The organism is Providencia sp. 21OH12SH02B-Prov, from assembly GCF_027362595.1.
In the GTDB taxonomy this organism is placed as follows: Bacteria; Pseudomonadota; Gammaproteobacteria; order Enterobacterales; family Enterobacteriaceae; genus Providencia; species Providencia zhejiangensis.
Genome location: NZ_CP114796.1, coordinates 1,891,101 through 1,908,555 on the forward strand (window position 1 = coordinate 1,891,101; position 17,455 = coordinate 1,908,555).

Annotated in this window: 20 protein-coding genes and 1 tRNA gene; 8 read left to right on the forward strand and 13 right to left on the reverse strand. The window is 38.0% G+C overall.

From position 1 onward, the window contains the following. Window positions 1–3 precede the first annotated feature (3 nt). Together O7C57_RS09000 and O7C57_RS09005 are read right to left on the reverse strand one after the other, a co-directional pair. On the reverse strand, window positions 4–2,433 hold the full coding sequence (locus tag O7C57_RS09000) for a DMSO/selenate family reductase complex A subunit (RefSeq protein WP_251464028.1): 2,430 nt from the start codon (window positions 2,431–2,433) through the stop codon (window positions 4–6). A 293-nt stretch (window positions 2,434–2,726) separates the two neighbouring features. Beyond that, a complete protein-coding gene (locus O7C57_RS09005) occupies window positions 2,727–3,992 on the reverse strand; it encodes a mechanosensitive ion channel family protein (protein WP_163861162.1) in 1,266 nt (421 codons plus the stop codon). Between the two features lie 335 nt (window positions 3,993–4,327). Here O7C57_RS09005 and O7C57_RS09010 point away from each other — a divergent pair, with 335 nt between their 5' ends. Continuing rightward, entirely contained in the window at window positions 4,328–4,831 is a 504-nt protein-coding gene (locus O7C57_RS09010) for an anti-virulence regulator CigR family protein (RefSeq protein WP_269723931.1), read from the forward strand. A gap of 309 nt (window positions 4,832–5,140) precedes the next feature. Here the strand turns inward: O7C57_RS09010 and O7C57_RS09015 are convergent, their stop codons facing one another. Beyond that, the gene (locus tag O7C57_RS09015; protein ID WP_154622390.1) at window positions 5,141–5,716 is read right to left on the reverse strand and encodes a DUF308 domain-containing protein; all 576 of its coding nucleotides are present in this window, start codon (window positions 5,714–5,716) and stop codon (window positions 5,141–5,143) included. A 318-nt stretch (window positions 5,717–6,034) separates the two neighbouring features. Between O7C57_RS09015 and O7C57_RS09020 the strand changes: the two genes are divergently transcribed. Then, window positions 6,035–6,883, forward strand: a complete 849-nt coding sequence (locus tag O7C57_RS09020) for a D-amino-acid transaminase (RefSeq protein WP_154622392.1) — start codon at window positions 6,035–6,037, stop codon at window positions 6,881–6,883. A gap of 19 nt (window positions 6,884–6,902) precedes the next feature. Here the strand turns inward: O7C57_RS09020 and O7C57_RS09025 are convergent, their stop codons facing one another. The 3 genes from O7C57_RS09025 to O7C57_RS09035 form a co-directional block, all read right to left on the reverse strand. Then, window positions 6,903–7,484, reverse strand: coding sequence for a cysteine hydrolase family protein (locus tag O7C57_RS09025; RefSeq protein WP_154622389.1), 582 nt, complete (start codon window positions 7,482–7,484; stop codon window positions 6,903–6,905). Between the two features lie 97 nt (window positions 7,485–7,581). Continuing rightward, complete coding sequence (locus O7C57_RS09030; RefSeq protein ID WP_163861167.1) at window positions 7,582–8,943, reverse strand: ATP-binding protein; 1,362 nt, start codon at window positions 8,941–8,943, stop codon at window positions 7,582–7,584. After that, on the reverse strand, window positions 8,933–9,610 hold the full coding sequence (locus tag O7C57_RS09035; RefSeq protein ID WP_154622388.1) for a response regulator: 678 nt from the start codon (window positions 9,608–9,610) through the stop codon (window positions 8,933–8,935). The genes O7C57_RS09030 and O7C57_RS09035 overlap by 11 nt, the downstream gene beginning before the upstream one ends. Before the next feature lie 175 nt (window positions 9,611–9,785). On the opposite strand from O7C57_RS09035, the gene O7C57_RS09040 reads away from it, so the two are divergent. Next, entirely contained in the window at window positions 9,786–10,028 is a 243-nt protein-coding gene (locus O7C57_RS09040; RefSeq protein ID WP_269723932.1) for a hypothetical protein, read from the forward strand. 22 nt (window positions 10,029–10,050) lie between these two features. After that, window positions 10,051–10,851: a MipA/OmpV family protein gene (locus O7C57_RS09045; RefSeq protein ID WP_269723933.1), complete on the forward strand. Its 801-nt coding sequence runs from the start codon at window positions 10,051–10,053 to the stop codon at window positions 10,849–10,851. Window positions 10,852–10,935: 84 nt separating this feature from the next. Here the strand turns inward: O7C57_RS09045 and O7C57_RS09050 are convergent, their stop codons facing one another. Continuing rightward, the gene (locus O7C57_RS09050) at window positions 10,936–11,196 is read right to left on the reverse strand and encodes a DinI-like family protein (protein WP_154623476.1); all 261 of its coding nucleotides are present in this window, start codon (window positions 11,194–11,196) and stop codon (window positions 10,936–10,938) included. Window positions 11,197–11,454: 258 nt separating this feature from the next. Here O7C57_RS09050 and O7C57_RS09055 point away from each other — a divergent pair, with 258 nt between their 5' ends. Beyond that, a complete protein-coding gene (locus O7C57_RS09055; protein WP_163861171.1) occupies window positions 11,455–11,988 on the forward strand; it encodes a GNAT family N-acetyltransferase in 534 nt (177 codons plus the stop codon). Between the two features lie 21 nt (window positions 11,989–12,009). On the opposite strand, the gene O7C57_RS09060 is transcribed toward O7C57_RS09055, so the two are convergent. After that, window positions 12,010–12,420 carry a GNAT family N-acetyltransferase gene (locus O7C57_RS09060; protein WP_163863561.1) on the reverse strand — a complete coding sequence of 137 codons (411 nt, stop codon included), beginning with the start codon at window positions 12,418–12,420 and terminating at the stop codon, window positions 12,010–12,012. Window positions 12,421–12,541: 121 nt separating this feature from the next. Here O7C57_RS09060 and O7C57_RS09065 point away from each other — a divergent pair, with 121 nt between their 5' ends. Next, window positions 12,542–12,664: a hypothetical protein gene (locus tag O7C57_RS09065; RefSeq protein WP_255427368.1), complete on the forward strand. Its 123-nt coding sequence runs from the start codon at window positions 12,542–12,544 to the stop codon at window positions 12,662–12,664. A gap of 63 nt (window positions 12,665–12,727) precedes the next feature. On the opposite strand, the gene O7C57_RS09070 is transcribed toward O7C57_RS09065, so the two are convergent. Beyond that, window positions 12,728–13,405 (reverse strand): DUF1345 domain-containing protein, encoded by a 678-nt coding sequence (locus O7C57_RS09070; protein WP_269723934.1) that lies wholly within the window; start codon window positions 13,403–13,405, stop codon window positions 12,728–12,730. A gap of 251 nt (window positions 13,406–13,656) precedes the next feature. On the opposite strand from O7C57_RS09070, the gene O7C57_RS09075 reads away from it, so the two are divergent. Next, entirely contained in the window at window positions 13,657–14,076 is a 420-nt protein-coding gene (locus O7C57_RS09075; RefSeq protein ID WP_154635578.1) for a hypothetical protein, read from the forward strand. Window positions 14,077–14,091: 15 nt separating this feature from the next. Here O7C57_RS09075 and O7C57_RS09080 read toward each other — a convergent pair whose 3' ends face one another. Continuing rightward, window positions 14,092–14,253 carry a thiamine biosynthesis protein ApbE gene (locus O7C57_RS09080; protein ID WP_154635582.1) on the reverse strand — a complete coding sequence of 54 codons (162 nt, stop codon included), beginning with the start codon at window positions 14,251–14,253 and terminating at the stop codon, window positions 14,092–14,094. A gap of 488 nt (window positions 14,254–14,741) precedes the next feature. Between O7C57_RS09080 and O7C57_RS09085 the strand changes: the two genes are divergently transcribed. Then, complete coding sequence (locus tag O7C57_RS09085) at window positions 14,742–15,068, forward strand: hypothetical protein (protein WP_154622302.1); 327 nt, start codon at window positions 14,742–14,744, stop codon at window positions 15,066–15,068. 197 nt (window positions 15,069–15,265) lie between these two features. On the opposite strand, the gene O7C57_RS09090 is transcribed toward O7C57_RS09085, so the two are convergent. The 3 genes from O7C57_RS09090 to O7C57_RS09100 all read right to left on the reverse strand — a co-directional run bounded on the left by O7C57_RS09090 (window position 15,266) and on the right by O7C57_RS09100 (window position 17,382). Next, window positions 15,266–15,342: transfer RNA gene (locus O7C57_RS09090), tRNA-Pro, on the reverse strand. A gap of 72 nt (window positions 15,343–15,414) precedes the next feature. Then, complete coding sequence (yejM, locus tag O7C57_RS09095) at window positions 15,415–17,133, reverse strand: LPS biosynthesis-modulating metalloenzyme YejM (RefSeq protein WP_163861318.1); 1,719 nt, start codon at window positions 17,131–17,133, stop codon at window positions 15,415–15,417. Between the two features lie 21 nt (window positions 17,134–17,154). Further along, complete coding sequence (locus O7C57_RS09100) at window positions 17,155–17,382, reverse strand: YejL family protein (RefSeq protein WP_154622300.1); 228 nt, start codon at window positions 17,380–17,382, stop codon at window positions 17,155–17,157. Window positions 17,383–17,455 lie beyond the last annotated feature (73 nt).

The window sequence follows — 17,455 nt, forward strand, 5'->3', positions numbered from 1 at the left end:
TCCTTAAGCGCGTTTCACTTCAACAAGGTTAGTATGTTGTGGTGTTCCTTTTGCCAGTGGAGAAGGAACTTGTGAGGTTAGGGTGTTGATACAGCCTCCCGTATCTAATCCCGCTGTATCTAAGGTACGCCATGCACCTTGTGGAACAGCGATAACACCCGGTAATACGCGCTCAGTCACTTTAACTTTAATCTGAATGCGACCACGGTCATTGAATATTTCAGCGACATCACCATTGCTTAATCCACGTTCTTGGGCATCAATAGGGTTGAGCCAGAATTGATGTGGAATAGCTTCACGTAACATCTCAACATTAAAATAGCTTGAGTGAACATGACCTTTATCATGGAAGCCCGTCATTAATAATGGGAATTTTTGTTGGCTACGTTGCTGTTCAACGCCTTCTTTATTGACGCAATATTCCGGAATTGCCGGTATACGCTGGCCTTCTGGAAGTTCCCAATTTTTAACACGCTCTGCTAATTGCTCTGAATAAATTTCAATTTTTCCAGAAGGTGTTTTTAATGGATTTGCGACAGGATCATCACGGAAATCCTTCAGTGCAATGTATTTTGACGTATCGGCAAATTGACGGTCGATAATGCCACCACCATCGGTTTCACTGAACTCAGGTAAATGAGGCATTTTTTCACGGGTTTTGTTGTAGCAATATTCAATCCACTCTTCATAAGTACGACCTTCAGTGAATTGTTCTTTTACTCCCATTTTCTCTGCAATGTCAGCTAATACATCATAGTTAGGGCGGTTTTCCCACAGAGGTTTAATCGCATTTTGCAAACGGACTAAATAGTGATAGGCGCCACTTGCATAGGAGTTATTGATAAGGTCATTTGTCTCAACGGGGGTAACATCCGGCAGCAGCAAATCAGCATATTGTGCCGATGGCGTGTGGTGGTTATCCCAAACTAAGATAAATTCACATTTTGATTCATCAGATAAAATATCGTGGGTTTTATTCAAGTCAGCGTGCTGGTTACCGATCACGTTACTTGAGTAGCACCACATAAATTTGATGTCGTTATTGAGCTTATCTGCCCCTTTGATACCGCCATTTTCAGCAGTTAACTCTTTACCGCGGACAATAGCTTCAGTCCACATAAATGAAGGTAATGTCGCTTTAACAGGGTTTGGTAAAGCGAAACCAGCAACAGGGTAAGCAATACTATTGCCCCAAAGGCCTGTATTGGTACCTGGGCGACCAATATTACCTGACATGATAGGAAGCATCATGATAGAGCGGCAGGCTTGTTCGCCATTTTCAGTACGTTGTAAACCCCAACCTTGTGAAATCCACGCATGCTTTGAATTACCAATTTCGCGAGCTAATTGGATAATACGTGAAACCGAAATACCGGTTAGCTGACTAGCCCATTCAGGAGTCTTAGCGATGCCATCTGGACCGTTACCAAGGATATAATCCTTGTAAGAACCATTACGTGGTGCGGAAGCGGGCAGTGTGCTTTCATCCCAACCGACACAGTAATTTTTCAAAAATTCTTCATCGGTTAAGCCTTCTTGGATCATGACATAGCCTAGCGCTGCAACTAGTGCAGCATCGGTACCCGGATAGATAGGGATCCATTCTGCGCCAAGTGTGGTCACACTATCAGTACGGCGAGGGTCAATGATGATGACTTTCGCTTTACTCTTGTCTAATGCGTTTAATGTTTCATAGAACTGACCGCCACCAGACATACGTGTTTCAGCAAGGTTATGACCAAACATCACAACGAGGTCTGAGTTTTGGATCTCAGAAAGCAGGGATTCTTCCACACTACCATAAACATATGGTGTGATTTCCATTAACTGAGCATAGGAATAGGTACCGTAGTCACCAAGGAACCCACCCGTCAGGCTGAGAAGACGTTTACATGCCGCACGACCATGCAAGTTAGCCCCTGTTGAACCTGTACCGTATTGGTAATAAATTGCATCGCTGCCATATTTATCAATGGTGTATTTGAGTTTTTCAGCAATGATGGTTGTTGCCTCATCCCAACTGATTTTTTTGAATTTGCCTTCACCGCGTTTACCAACGCGCACCATTGGGTATTTCAGGCGATCAGGATTGTAGGTTTTCCAACGTACTGAACGGCCACGTAAGCATGGGCGAATTTGGTGCTCCCCTAATGTAGAGTCGTCGTACATGGTTTCGTTAGAAATACGACTGATAACACCATCCTTAACATGGACTTTGAGTGGACAACGGCTACCACAGTTAACTAAGCAAGCGCTATAACTGATTTTTTCGTTGATTTCATCAGGCATGATTTCTGGTGTTTTTGCTTGAGCAGCAAAAGGTAAGGTGATTGAGCCTGCGACAGCAGCTGCGGTAGCCACTGTTGCGGAAGTTTGAATAAACTCCCTTCTGCTCAGTTCTCCAAAATGAGTATTTTTATTTGTTTTATGCATTGACATTGCCTATATGTAAAGTTCGATATCACTTTCCTATGTATGTTAAAAAAAGTTGTAACAAAGCAACATGACCTACATCAACAATATCCATGATAAATCAAAGGCTATCATGTTTTATCACATTAATATTAAAAGGGTTTTTTCGGCAATTTAGGGAAATATAGCGATTTACATTATCTATCGATATGTATTTATTTATATAATGAGGCGTACTAAAAGCAGTAAAAGAGGGTATTTTCCCTCTTTTACTGTACTACCAAAGTTGTAATACCATTAGATAAATTAATTAGTTACTCTTGGGTATTTGAATTTGCTATGGTTTGACCAATCGCGCGCATATCTGTACCCGTTGGTGATTGATGAACGCGTAGATCAAATTGTGGCAGGATGGAAAAAATATGGTCAAAAATATCCGATTGAATACGTTCATATTCAACCCATGCCGTTGTGTTCGTAAAGGCATAAATTTCAATCGGCAAACCATTTGAGTCAGACTCAAGCTGCCTTACCATGATTGTCATCCCTTTATGAATATTCGGATGCGATTTCATATACGCCTCAACATAAGCACGAAACGTACCGATATTGGTCAGCCGGCGTTGATTCAATGGTGTTGCTTTATCGTCTGGAATCGCAGAGTTGAACACTTGAATCTCAGATATTTTTTGTCCCATATAGGGCTCAAGTAAATTCGCTTTTTCTAAAGCGGTAATTTTTTCAGGTTCAAGAAAATGGATGCTGGTGGTATCTAAACGAATACTACGTTTAATACGGCGACCACCTGATTCAGTCATGCCTTTCCAGTTTTTGAATGAATCCGAAATCAAAGCATAAGTTGGAATTGTGGTAACGGTGTTATCCCAATTGCGAACTTTAACTGTTGTTAGACCAATATCAACGACTGCACCATCAGCGCCATATTTTGGCATTTCAAGCCAATCACCAATGTTCACCATATTATTTGCAGATAGTTGGATACCTGCAACTAACCCCATGATGGGATCCTTAAAGACCAACATCATGACGGCCGTCATTGCACCTAAACCACTAAGTAAGATAAGTGGAGATTTACCGATCAATAATGCAATGATCATGATGGCAATGAGCACGGTAGCGATCAGTTTTATGCTCTGAAAAATGCCTCGTAATGGTAAATGGGCTGTTTTTGCTGCTCGTTGTAAGATACTTAATAAGATATCGAGAATAGAATAAAAGGTGAGCAAACCGAAAAGTAAACACCAAGCCTGTGATGCCACGGTTAATATTTGCTGTGCGGTTGAGCCAGCATGTAGCCATAACACGGCTTGAATATTAACAACAACACCTTGGATAACAAAAGCGATGCGGTTAAATAAATTGAATTGGGTTAATTGGCGCTGCCATCCACTGTCTTTTTGCTGTCCACTTTTCTCGATACGAGGAAGAATAATTTTATGCAAAATAAAATGCAAAACGAGGGCAACGATTAAAATTAAGCCTAAGACCATTAAAAGCGAAGCAATATCGGCATATTCTTGATTAAACTGGCGTACCCAGTCTAGCAGTTGCTGCTGCATGTGCTCTCCTTTTTTATTGACATCAAACGTACAAATAAATGTTTTGGTTAAAGTATTTCACTATAAGTTACGCATAGACAATAACATAAATGTGACTCAATCTCATCTATAGTGGATAAAAAAACTGGGATAGGCAAAAAATTAAGTTGAAAGTACAATTCAATGGATGAAATTAAGTTTTAAATAAAAAAATTATGTATTTAATAGAATATTATAAATTAATAAAAAACATCAATAGCGAATTTACGTATAATTACCTAATATAAGACAATTTCCGATTGTTGAATTTCGAACGACTGATTACTTTAAGCGGGATGATTAGCGGCGGAGTTGCAATGATGGAAAAACTGAAAATGGGAAGATGCACTCTTTCTATCTTATTAATGATAATACCTTATAGCATTCAGGCAGATGCTCGGAATCACCACTGGGAAGGTCATAGTCATCATCAATATTATGACGATAGACCGCATAAACATAAGTATAAAGAGCATAGAAAACACCCTAATGCGCCTCGTTATTATCCTAATTACGGAATGATAATACCAAGTCCTGCTATACCAGTTTTAAGTGTTAATTTAAATGTTGCGTCGATTAGACCGATTGCAATTGATTATGGAATTACAGGCTATTCACGTTTACCACCTAAAATGGCAAGACAAATTATTGTTGGTCAGCCATTACCTGCTGGTATAGGGAGGCATCATTTACCGAGAGGGTTTGTATCCCAATTACCTGTTTATGAAGGGTATGAATGGCGTATAAGTGGACGCGATTTGCTACTCGTCGCAGTCAGCACAGCGGTTGTGGTTAAAGTGATTCAAGATGTATTTGAATAAAAAAACAGCCTTAAAACAATTTAAGGCTGTATTGCTAAATAATATGCATAGAACGCTAAAGGTGAGGTAATAAAGGCTTTCGTTTTTTACATAAAACGCTTAGCAAGTAATTCAATAACTTCTTGAACGTTGCTAATAAATTCTTTGATGCTATTCATGGAAACTCCAAAAGTTAAAGTGTGATCTAGATCACTTGAATGCATTTTAGCTTTTGGCTGTAGAATGTCAAGCACCTAGCTAAACATTTTTTGAATCTTTAAAAAAATTTTGATATCGGCAGTTTCCAGTTCAATATTTTTGAATTATCAATCACTTACTGCTATTTTTTAGCGCTCCAGCCAGTAGGAATAAATTAAAAGAACTAAACAGTAATTCAATACCAATAAAGAGCGTTAACAATGTGATTGACGTTTGCGCATTACCGCTTAACAGCATGTAGGCAATGATAAAATCGAGAATACCAATTAAAATATTCATCATTCCCGCCGCAGAGCTGAAAAGTTTAGCGCCAACGAAGATACGGATCACACCACCAATTATGAAGAGAATAGCGACAAATACCGCTAAGAATAATAAGCTTTGTAAGGGGTCAGTGATAAAAGCATAGCCTAAGATTAAGTAAGCAATACCTGCAATTAAGCTGAATAAGACAGATACATTTGCATACAGTCGATTGAATACAATATTTAAAATGACGGCTATACCGCTAATCAATAACATAACACCGATCAATGAACTAAATGCGATACCAGAGACAATCGGGTTAGTTATACAGACCACCCCACCAATGAGAAGCAATAAGGCGACCAAATAGATAAGCGTTCTATGACCTTTTAATTGTGAATCTGCAAGATTTTTAAGTTGATTTTGATTGAGATTAAGCATAATAAAATTTCCCCTTAAATCAAATGAGTGGCAACTGTATGGGTCGATTTGAGTTAATATCCAAAATATAGACCATTAGTGTTTAATTCAATAGCTATTTCACAAAAACACTAATCGTGGCTATTGTTAATACTAGCGATTAAGTCCAAATATGATGAGTTAAAGTGGCAAGAATAAAATTGAACAATACAATACTCAAATAATGAGTGGTTAAGTCAATAACTCAAATAATAGTGTTTTTGTAATACTAATGAGTGAAAACAGATATATCGCATCGTGAAACTTGGTATTTATAAGCTTGAAAAGGAAGTAAACATTATGATTACCTACATAAATGGTCAATTTGTGCCAGAAGAACAAGCATCAATATCCGTATTCGACCGTGGTTTTTTGTTTGCTGATGCAGTCTATGAAGTTACCGCTGTTGTTAATGGTCGTTTGGTTGATTTTAAAAATCATATGACGCGCTTGCAACGTTCATGTCATGAATTGCAATTAGCTTTACCTTATACAGAAGAGTCGTTATTAAAAATTCACCAACAGATCATTGAAAAAAATAATCTCACTGAAGGGTTAATTTATTTACAACTCACAAGGGGCAATGCTGGACAGCGCAATTTCTTGTTTCCCGATAAAACGATTACACCCACATTAGTGATATTTGCCCAACAAGCTTCGATTATTGATAATCCACGCGCTACAACAGGGATTAGTGTCGTAACATTTGACGATATTCGTTGGCAACGATGCGATATTAAAACCGTTGCTTTGCTGGCGGCATGTTTAGCAAAAGATTATGCACATTCTCAAGGGGCGGATGATGCACTTTTTGTGTCAAATGGCGATATCACAGAAGGGAGTTCAAGCAACTTTTTTATCATTACACATGAAAATATAATCAAAACTCGTGCTTTAGGTTATGAAATATTACCAGGTATTACGCGGCAAGCAATTTTAACGCTTGCTCGGGAGCAGCATTTAGCTATTGAAGAAGGTACTTTTACTGTTGAAGAGGCAATGGCCGCAAAAGAAGCTTTTATTACTTCATCAACGACATTCGTTTGGCCTGTTATTGAAATTGACGGGCGGAAAGTGGCCGGCGGAAAGCCTGGACCACTAACACACCGGTTGCGTGAAATTTATATACAAAAGATGTTAGTTGTATAAGACATGAAAAAGAGTCCATTCACTTTAGTTTTCCTTGCAGGAAATCGGCTAGGGAGGAAACGGTGACCATTCCTTGTAATGCTTGCATACTTTGATGATGTAGCTCTAATGTTGCTGCGGCGCATAGTTCATCAATGACTGTGACTTGATAACCGAAATCATGAGCTTGGCGAGCACTGCTTTGAATGGTCATCACTGAACTGACCCCACCAAAAATAACATGTTTAATGTTATTTTCTTTTAACCAATGGTTGAGTTGGTTACCTGTAAATGCGCTGACACCTTTTTTTACTATGATGACGTCACGGAGTTGAACATCTAATTTTTCAGCCCAATGGCAGCCAGCAGAGCTTAATTTTAATGCACCGATCGCTTTTGCATGATGGAACATAGGGGAACCCGCTGGGATATCATGATAATCATCCGCAAAGCCCACTTTTACCCAGATAATAGGGATATTATTTTTACGGGCAAAATCGGCGGCTTGATTCGCTCTGTCGATAATATGGCGTTCTTGAGTTTGTGGATAGCTGGTATTTAATAAACCATTTTCGCCAACGATTTCCTGAATTAGGTCGATAATAATGAGTGCTTGGGACATGAGCTTTCCTTCAAACAAATAAGTAAAAAGACTTACAGTGTTTAAGTATAGACTAAACACTGTTTAAGACTCTGTTAACCTAGTTGCAAAAAGGGCGTTAAGGCAAATCGATAATAAAACCAACACCTTTTTTATCTAGTCCATCGGTGACACGTATCGCTGCATCTATTTTTGTTGCGAGGTTATGAACAATGGATAGACCAAGTCCACTACCTGTTTCTGTTGTACCGGGGACACGATAGAAACGTGAAAATATTAATTGGCGGCTTTCTTCTGGAATGCCTCGACCATTATCTTGTACGGTAATCGTTGCGCCGAAAGGCGATAAATCTTTAATTGTGATTTTAATCTTTCCTTTTTTATCACTATATTTAATCGCATTTTCCAGTAAGTTGGTAAAAATTGTTGTTAATGCTAGTTTATCAGTGGTAATAAAGACATTATCTGCACTTTGTAGTTCGATATCGATATCTTGGTTTATAGCATGTGGTACATGCAATGAAGTAATATGAGAAATTAATACGGGTAAGTTAATCTGCTCTTTATTCACAGAAAAGTCTTCAGCCTCTAAGCGTGCTAAATCGATAAGCTGGTGTGATAACGACGCCGCTCGATTTAATGCTGCCTGCATGTCGTTAACAATTTCTTCTTTCTCTTTTACATTCTGTATTTGCATTAATAAATGAAGCTGAGCAATGACCGCGGCAATGGGGGTACGGAGTTCATGTGCAGCATCTGCCATAAATCGTTTTTCACGTTGGTTTGCAGCATCAACGCGTGACATGAGATTATTGATTGCCGTAATAATAGGACGAATTTCTTTATACTGCTCTTTTACTGAGATGGGAGTTAAATTCCCCGGTTTGCGGCTAGCGATAATCGTTGCAGCTTGTCTTAGCGGTCTTAAACTAAAATAAGCGGTGATGATAATTGCAATTAGCATGATGCCTAATATAAATAATAAAGGTATTGCAGTACCTTCAGCGGGGCTACCTATTATTGATTTCCTGTCAAAGTAAGACTCCCCAAGGATCACCTCGATGGAGTGTTCATCATTCCATGCGAAGGTAAAGTGCCAATTAGGATACTGTTTTTTGAGGTCATTGAACAAAATATTATCGGTTATTTTGATTTGGTCACTATTGCGATATAACACATCACCATGTTGGTTACGCACGGCAACAAATGGTCTATAGGATACCTCTAAACCATTTTCCATTGCGTCAGTATACATTTTTTGCAATGAGGTCATGATACGTTCAAAATATTCTGGGTTATTAGCAACGGTACCTAAAGTAGACGCAAAACCTTCAGTAACGATTTGCTGCTGGAGGTTAAAATCATCATCAATATCAGGTAAATAAAAAAATTGTAACCAACCTACTAATAATACCCATAACAGAATTACTGAGCTTATCTGTAAGAAAAAAGTATAGATAAAAAAGGATTTAACTTTCACTTGATTGCGCTTCTTTTTTAAGTAAATAACCGATGCCGCGAATAGTAATAATACGATCTTTACCTATCTTGCGCCGTAAATTGTGAATATGAACTTCAAGTGAATTACTTTCTATTTTATCATCTAACCCAAATAAACGTTGTTCGAGATCCGCTTTACGTACCACGTTATCTGCATTTTTTACTAATTCATATAATAGCTGATATTCTTTTCCTGAAAGCATTAATAGCTGATCATCTAATAGAACTTGATGGTTGATTGGGTTTAGTTGCAAATTATCCAATTGCCAAATTTCTGAAGAAAATCCTGCCATACGACGACTTACGGCTTTAACACGAGAAATAAGCTCAGGCATAGCAAACGGTTTTGTTAAAAAATCATCGGCACCGGAATCTAAACTGGCCACTAAATTATCCATCTGGTTTCGAGCGGTCAGAATAATAATTGGAATTGATTGGCCAGAACGACGCCAAGCAATTAATTCCTCATATCCATCACCATCAGGTAAACCTAAATCTAATAACATGAGATCAAAATTACGTGAATTTAATTGTTGTTTAGCATCGTTAAGTAATCGTACCCAAAGGGGATTAAAACCAGCAAGTTCTAGACCACGACATAATGCTTTGCCTAGTTGGAGATCATCTTCAACTAATAAGATATTCATTTTATCACCTCTCTAGCGTGCAGTATAAGCAGCTAATATTTTTCCGACAATATAACTAAGGTAAATTCAATGAGAGATTTAATGATCTCTTAAGGTTTGTTTAACCCATTTTTAAGGTACGAAGCGCGAATAGGATTACTATTTTAACATCTTTGCAATCCTTGGAATAACTAAAATGAAATTACAATTAATTGAACTCCCTATTTTCGTTACTGTTATTCTTATCTCAATGTTTTTAATGGGAAAAAACTTTAGTCCTTCAAAGGAAATGCTCATGACAACGCTTTCATTTAATCAGTTAGCTGAGAATACACATACTAGAAATGGTATTGAAAACGAAAGGATAAAAGACGAATTTAAAAAGAATTTGAAGCCCATAAAAGAAATTAAAGCATTTATTCGACAAAAAATTTATTAACAGAACCAGATAGGATATTTTAATGAAACGTTTGTGTTCAGCGGCAATATTAGTCACTGCCTTGTCACCCTACAGTGTTGTCGTCGCAGGGGAGAGTGTCATAGTTTTGGGAGCAGGGGGTTCTGTTATGCCTGCTTATGAAGGATCTAATAAATACTTATTTTCGCCAACCGTTGATGTGAACTACGGATATATTTCCGATGATTACGGCGTATTTAGCTTAGGGTTCGAGGGAGCAGAATGGGCTATTGGTTTAACCGAAAACTTAACGGTTTCCAGTCGGTTAGGTTATGACGCAGGACGAGATGAAAAAATAGGTATTTTGGGTCATAAGAATGAAGATTTAAAAGGTATGGGGGACCTAGATAGCTCCATGCTCGTGGGGGCAGAAATTAATTATTCTATTAATAATTTTCAGCTTTACCTTTCTGCCAATATGGCAACGAAAGATCGCCATTATGGTGGACGAAATATTGGTAGAACTGTCAATGTTGAAATGGGTGGGATTGGTTATTATCAGTTTAGTCATCGGTGGGATATCGAATATACGCTAGCAACCACCTGGGGGAATAAAGCTTACAATCAAGCTTATTTTGGCGTTTCTCCACTACAGGCGAGCCGTTCCCGTTTTAGTGAATATGATGCGGGGAGTGGATTTAAAGATGTTCATGGAGGCGCTATCCTAAACTATAACTGGAATGAAAATATAACCTTTTACACGGGGGTTGGGGCTTATTATCTTGTCGGTGATGCAGCAAAAAGTTCCATCACGGAGCAACGCCTAGGTTGGGTAGGTTTAGGTGGAGTAAGGTATACTTTTTAATTTATCATTCTGTTGATGATAAACAATAAAGGAATGCTGGACACGATAGACGATATCCAGACATTCCTTTAATTTTATGCATGCTTAATCCTCTAACGTTTGTTCTGGGATCCAGCCATCATCCATCCATATTTCTTCTAATATCTCTTCGATACGAACCTTGTCTTGGGCAAGTTTGGTTCCAGAAATATTAATACGTTGACCAGAGCTAAAACCTACCCGAGTCACCATATCTGGGTATTGTGGGCTGAGTTTGCGCGTTATCTCAGACTCAAGAGCTTGCAACATAATATCACTAGGTTTTTGTGGTGCATTTTTATCAAATAAAATTTCAATGCGTAACATAGTCGCCTCTAACTAACACTGTGTTTGTATACAGTATTTTTAGATTGAGTCACGAATAAAGTCAATATCAGATCGATAATATTTTTTCAATGACACATAAAATATGTGCAACCACGGTTTTTTACTTTTTAAAGTTAAAATAAAACAATGCGCTAGTAAGGGTTAACACTGGATAAAAACTTAAAATGAGTTGCCTAGAAAAAGAGAATAAGTATGCTAAATAGGTTTTTTTAAGATGATAGGATAGGTTCAGGTCGCATGCTCACAGTAACAAGGTTGACTAGCAGAAACGTTTTAGAAATAGCAAATGTAAACCAACTGTATGATTCAGCATTCCCCGCTCATGAAAAAAGAAGTTATCAAGGGCGGCAAAGTATCCTTAGTCATGGGGATTATTATTTATACTATTTTTCTGATAACGGTATTTTTATTGGCTTTATAGGCAGTTGGAGAGTCGATGATTTCTTTTATATTGAACATCTTGCAGTTTCATCGGCTCTAAGGGGGCAGGGTTATGGTCAAAAGGTCATACAGTTATTTGCTAAACAGGTGAACAACATTATCTTGGAAATTGATCCTGTCATTGATGAAATTAGTCAAAAGCGATTACGTTTTTATCTGCATTGTGGATTTAAACAAAATGAATATGCACATGTTCATCCTAGTTATCACCCAGAGTTTAAACCTCATCAGTTGGAAATATTGAGTTATCCAATAAAAATCAACCCGCAAATATATCAACGATTTAATCAAAAATTAATCAATGTTGTTATGCAACCTTCTTTACTCTAAAAATATGATGTTGCCAATTAACTAGGCTAATTGGCAAAAGTAAATAAGTTCGGGATCTCCCTCATCAAGATTATCGATGAAGCCACTTGGTTTGAATTGGGCTTTATCGAGTAATCGTTGCATCGGAGTATTTGACTGGTTAGTCGATGTAAATATTTTTTGAGTAAGGCAAGTCTGTTTAAGTTGTTGTAGCAATGAAAGACCAGCACCTTGCTGTCGAAAGGCTTGATTAACCATTATCATTTCAATAAAAGCACATTCAAAAAAATGGTAGTGTAATACCCCATAAGCGATAATTTGGTTCTGTTGTTCAATCAGGTAACAATGTTTGTTGTTGACCCATTGAGATATTTTTTGAGCTCGTTCTGCCGTTGTGACACTATCAAGCTGAATGAGGGATGCTATATCAGGGGGGGTTGCTAGTCGAAACATGTGCAATGAGTATTCCTTATTGATAAACATGACTGAATTGTAAATGTGCTTAAATGAGGTATGGCTGCGATGATAAACAGTGCTAATTTAGTGAATAAATAAAACACAATGGGTTATTTCTATGAAAATAATCAAAAAACTACTCAATAGTCAATATGTTGGTTATTGTCTTACTGTCTTTATGATGGTCATCTTTGGTGTGCCGCCATCTGAATGTGAAAAAGAGATGCAAAACGATAAATAAAATTGCGTTGCACTGACTACTTGCTCAGTTTGGGGATGTTTTCGCATTTTCAGTTTAAATCAGTTAGAACAAGCTTGCGGAGATATTGATACATAATCCGAGTATAGCCATATTGAAAATAAAAGAGATGATAGATTGTAATAAAACAGCACGGCGCATAGGTGTCGATGCAACCTCAATGTCTGCTGTTTGTGATGCAACAGCAATAGTAAAAGAAAAATACATAAAGTCAGAGTAGCTCGGTTCGAGTAATTTATCTGGAAAACGTAACCATGGCTGCTGCGGATTAGCATTACTATAATATAAGTGTGCATAGTGCATCGTAAAACCGGTGGGAAGAAGTAGCCATGATGAAATTAAAGTCGACGCTGTGAGTGCATAAGGGATGAATTTATCTGACTTAGAGAAATCACCATGACCGCCTAATGCAAAAAATAAAACTAATAAGCTTACACAGCATCCTGCAACCAAAAAGAAAATAACCATTTGAGCACTTTCGTCTTCAACTTTCGTGATTTCACGGATGTTTTTAGCTTTGTGATTCATAATACGCACAAAAAGAAATAATAAATACATCCAGGCAAAAGCATTCCAGCTGATGATCAAACTCATCATAGTATTTTGATAAGAGAGTAGTGCGAAAAAAGTAGCGAAGGCAACAAATAATGAAATAATAAAGCGTGGGCGAGAGAGAAACACATGACGAAAAAGGCGCATAACGCGTATCGTGTAATGTAACATGACACATACCTTAATAAATATAAAAATAATATTTATTATATCAAATGTTTGAGCCTATGTAGCAATAATACAAGCCCATAATAGGGGGGGATTTCAAGTAAATACATTGCCAATAAACTATATCGACACATTAAATTTACTTTATGTGGAAAATAAGACTGTGTTACGTTATAAATTGATCGATAGCAGAATCTATTTGCTATTTTGAATCGTCAGTATCGTTATTTTATTATTATTTAGATGATCATTTTATGAATAAAATATTTTATATCATCATTGGATTATTCCTGCTCGGTGCGGCATTTTTATTTGGCATGTCAGTCGTCTATAAAAATGAAATTAGTATGATAGAACGGGTCGAGCGTGCAGTATTAGGTTATTTAGATAACCCTAAAGCGGAATCGTTTAAAAACGTCACCTATTATTTTGACAAAATATCACATAATGGTGGCGAGGTAGGGTATGTTTGTGGTTTTGTATCACGACACTATGATTTTTCAAGAGAAACAGAAGATAAGCGCTTTATCGTAAAAACCTATATACGCCCTGACGGCACAGTCCATATTTCCATCCCAATTATTGATGGGGTAGATGAAATGTTGACGGAAGAGCAAATTGATAATTTATGGAATAAGTTCTGCAAGGGACCGTCAACAGATTTACCTGCGTGATGGCGATAGTTATCTCTAAATAGCTTTATCAATTGATTTTTCAATCGATTTACAGACAGGGGAAGTCCCTGTTGCTTGCTCAATTTTGGCAGGTAACTTTCCTTCGGGAGGATCAATTTGAATCGTGCATCCATTTTGATCAGACACTTGTTTCGTTGCTGTTGAGCAACCTAACATTAGGGTTACTGCAATTAGAATGCATGAAGTTTTTATATTCACGGTTTTGACTCTTTCAATGGAAGTAATAAATTTGCTATAAATACTTTAATAAATCGAAAAATATATTGTTAGTTTTAATAAAAATCAACTAAACAATAATGACCATCTTAATAAGAGCCTTGCTCTGACTATATATTTAGATGATGCAATACGCTTATTCAACTTATTGTAGTCATTTTAATATGATGAGTATATTAAAATGAAAAAAATAATAAAGGGCATAAAAGTGGTTCAATAATTTTTATTTGAGTTAAGTGTTTAGTGAAAATAAAAATTGATATTCATAATGATGGATAACGAGGATTATCTTATTTTGATGATCTCACGGCGTGGTTTCTATAATTATTAAAGTCACGACTCATCATCCAAAATAGGCGCTGGTGTTTTATTGCCTGAGCTCTGCATTTATCCTAATATTCACATACTTAACTTAAAGATGGTGATGTATGAAAAAGAGATTAGTCATTTTATTTTTAGGTTTGCTTTCATTTGGCTCAGTTGCTGAAATCACAGAAGATGACAAAGTGCCAGACATGGCTGCAAGTATTAATCGTCAAAAAGCGCTCCTTTGTGGTGAATTTAAGGAAGCGGTTAAAAGTCGTACCTGCAAGCGCTTGGTTGATAACATGGTATCCATGGCATATTTCCAAGGGCAGGTGAGTGTGAAGTGCAAGCAAAAAGCTGATGATCCTGAGTTCAAGAAAGTACCAAAGATTGATGAATTTTGTGGGAAAGCTGAGAATCTAATAAGTGACTTAAGCCCTAATGAATAACCCACTCCGGCAGGCTTTTTATTTACTTCAATTTGCATTCCCGCCAAGCTAACACTGAGTGGGGGCTAGTCTGTCCTTGGGCTGAGTGGGATGAAACGTTGGTGTAATCATGTCAGGACTTTTGCCGCCATTTTACCTTTTGAAAATTTCAGGCACAAAAAAACCAACCTCTTACGGTTGGTTTTTTTAGGGAATTCTGGTCGGCATGAGAGGATTTGAACCTCCGACCCCCGACACCCCATGACGGTGCGCTACCAAGCTGCGCTACATGCCGAACTGCCATAATAGTACTCATTTTCCCCATTAAAGCAAGACTTGAGTTGCACGACTGATTGATTTTTAAACGTTAATTTTCATTAAATCGCTTAAGCTCAGTAAAGATTTTTAGTAGCTGAGCAAGATCCGGTTTTTGGTCTTTCATTTCTTTACCCTGCAAGTCATAGATACTAAATTGACCATTTTTATCCATATATAAGGTTGCATCATCCGTTGTGATCACGACATCGTTATCATCCCCAGTAATGATCCAAGGGAATTTACGTTCTGGGCTGAATAAATCCTCGCCTTGGCTGTAGTCATCTGGGGAGTTAGAGACATGCAGCAACCGTTGCATAATTGTTGTCAATACATCTTGATGACTGGTGAGCTTATCAATTTGCTGGCTAGGTGTATTCGGCCAATAGATAAATAATGGAACTTGCATTTTTTCACGTGCAAAACGTTTCTGATTAAACCAGTCAGTGGTTTCGGATTGCTCAGCACCATTATAATTCGCGGTAATCACCACGATAGTATTTTTCATCCGCCCATCACGTATCAATGTTTCAATAACTTGATTGATTTGGGCATCCGTTTGTTGACTACCGGGCTGGCCTTTTATGTTCAAAAATGAGAACCAAGGCGATTCATTTTTCAAATTAGTCAGCCATGACGTCCATTGTGTAATGGTCTGCGCGTCGCTATCGGCTGCTTTTGCTGGCAACGAATAATCCGCCAAGATAGCTTGACGAAACAGCGGTGAATTAAACCCATCGGTAGAGAACAGACCGAATTGATAGCCTTGATGTTGTAACGCCTGTATGAGTACAGAAGCATTACGTTCATTCAGAATATTATCAAAGTAGCTAGCTGAAATACCGTAGAACAGGCCGAATAGGGCCGTATCATTACGTAAACCAGTCGTATAATGGTTAGTAAACTCGGTACTCATATCTTTAAAGGCGTTCAACGATGACATGTCATCTTGCTGCTTTTTATCGCCTAAATCGTCCACCACAATGAGCAGTAAATTATAGCCTATACCTTGGTCATAGTAGCTAAGTGGTTTCAATGGGTACTGGACTTTTAACGCCGTAGGGCTACCTTGTTGGAATACACGATTTTGATGTTCGGATAAGTCTAACAGTCCATATCGGTCAAGGAGTTTTCTGGCGGTCATAGGCTGAGACAGTGGGTAGTTATAGCGCTGCATCGTGATAGGACGATAAAAATTGGCATCTGACCATGCATACATCAAATGAGACATAACAAAGGTCGCGATGAAAAATCCGGCTAAAGGCTTACCAAAAGTTTGTCGGTTCAGACTACGTAATTTTTGCCAACTCCAAGTTGCGAATAACATTTGCACTAAGAAGATGATCGGAATAACAATAAACATAAGTTGCCATTCACGTGCCATTTCCCCTTGTTCAGGGTTAATGACGAGATCCCATACTTGTGGTGTTAGATGCAGGCCAAATTGGCTAAAGACACGAATATCAAAGATTAGCAATGTGGTGCCAGCAGTCGCAAGGGCAACACAAATTAGCCTCAGCAACCGCTGAGACATGACAATAAAGGTCAGTGGAAAAACGATGAGTAAGTAGCAAGCAAAGACAACGAAGCTAAAATGTCCTATCCAACTGACGAAGGCAAAAATACGCCCAGCAAGTGTGTCGGGCCAATCAAAAATAAACAGATAGCTACTACTTAGTCCCAGACTAAGTAGGATATTGAAAAGAGCAAACCAGTGCCCCCAACTGATCATCTGGGAGACTTTGTCACGGTAGCGCTGATGGGTCACCATACTGTTTATTTCATTATCTATTTAGTGGGATTTGTCATCTTTAACAGAAGACAGTAAAGCATTGGCGAAAGAGTCTGCAATCATTTTACGCTGTGCTGGTGCAACTGACGTGTTGAGCAGATTGGTCACCATATTGCCTAACACCATAAGTGAGAGATCTACAGGAGTATGGTTTTTTTCTAACACGCTGACAAGTTCAGCAAGTAGAGTTTCAACTTTTTCATCGCTATAGCGAGATGACTGTGGCATAAATTCTGACATCCTAAATTAGTAAAAGCCCACCTATGATAGCGTATAGCGGGATGATTTTCTTCTTTCTTAG

Excerpts from the sequence above, each read along its gene's own strand:
- O7C57_RS09000 (WP_251464028.1), bottom strand. The coding sequence starts at position 2,433 with ATGCATAAAACAAATAAAAATACTCATTTTGGAGAACTGAGCAGAAGG.
- O7C57_RS09005 (WP_163861162.1), bottom strand. The coding sequence starts at position 3,992 with ATGCAGCAGCAACTGCTAGACTGGGTACGCCAGTTTAATCAAGAATAT.
- O7C57_RS09010 (WP_269723931.1), top strand. The coding sequence starts at position 4,328 with ATGATGGAAAAACTGAAAATGGGAAGATGCACTCTTTCTATCTTATTA.
- O7C57_RS09015 (WP_154622390.1), bottom strand. The coding sequence starts at position 5,716 with ATGCTTAATCTCAATCAAAATCAACTTAAAAATCTTGCAGATTCACAA.
- O7C57_RS09020 (WP_154622392.1), top strand. The coding sequence starts at position 6,035 with ATGATTACCTACATAAATGGTCAATTTGTGCCAGAAGAACAAGCATCA.
- O7C57_RS09025 (WP_154622389.1), bottom strand. The coding sequence starts at position 7,484 with ATGTCCCAAGCACTCATTATTATCGACCTAATTCAGGAAATCGTTGGC.
- O7C57_RS09035 (WP_154622388.1), bottom strand. The coding sequence starts at position 9,610 with ATGAATATCTTATTAGTTGAAGATGATCTCCAACTAGGCAAAGCATTA.
- O7C57_RS09040 (WP_269723932.1), top strand. The coding sequence starts at position 9,786 with ATGAAATTACAATTAATTGAACTCCCTATTTTCGTTACTGTTATTCTT.
- O7C57_RS09045 (WP_269723933.1), top strand. The coding sequence starts at position 10,051 with ATGAAACGTTTGTGTTCAGCGGCAATATTAGTCACTGCCTTGTCACCC.
- O7C57_RS09050 (WP_154623476.1), bottom strand. The coding sequence starts at position 11,196 with ATGTTACGCATTGAAATTTTATTTGATAAAAATGCACCACAAAAACCT.
- O7C57_RS09055 (WP_163861171.1), top strand. The coding sequence starts at position 11,455 with ATGCTCACAGTAACAAGGTTGACTAGCAGAAACGTTTTAGAAATAGCA.
- O7C57_RS09060 (WP_163863561.1), bottom strand. The coding sequence starts at position 12,420 with ATGTTTCGACTAGCAACCCCCCCTGATATAGCATCCCTCATTCAGCTT.
- O7C57_RS09065 (WP_255427368.1), top strand. The coding sequence starts at position 12,542 with ATGAAAATAATCAAAAAACTACTCAATAGTCAATATGTTGGTTATTGT.
- O7C57_RS09070 (WP_269723934.1), bottom strand. The coding sequence starts at position 13,405 with ATGTTACATTACACGATACGCGTTATGCGCCTTTTTCGTCATGTGTTT.
- O7C57_RS09075 (WP_154635578.1), top strand. The coding sequence starts at position 13,657 with ATGAATAAAATATTTTATATCATCATTGGATTATTCCTGCTCGGTGCG.
- O7C57_RS09080 (WP_154635582.1), bottom strand. The coding sequence starts at position 14,253 with ATGTTAGGTTGCTCAACAGCAACGAAACAAGTGTCTGATCAAAATGGA.
- O7C57_RS09085 (WP_154622302.1), top strand. The coding sequence starts at position 14,742 with ATGAAAAAGAGATTAGTCATTTTATTTTTAGGTTTGCTTTCATTTGGC.
- yejM (WP_163861318.1), bottom strand. The coding sequence starts at position 17,133 with ATGGTGACCCATCAGCGCTACCGTGACAAAGTCTCCCAGATGATCAGT.
- O7C57_RS09100 (WP_154622300.1), bottom strand. The coding sequence starts at position 17,382 with ATGCCACAGTCATCTCGCTATAGCGATGAAAAAGTTGAAACTCTACTT.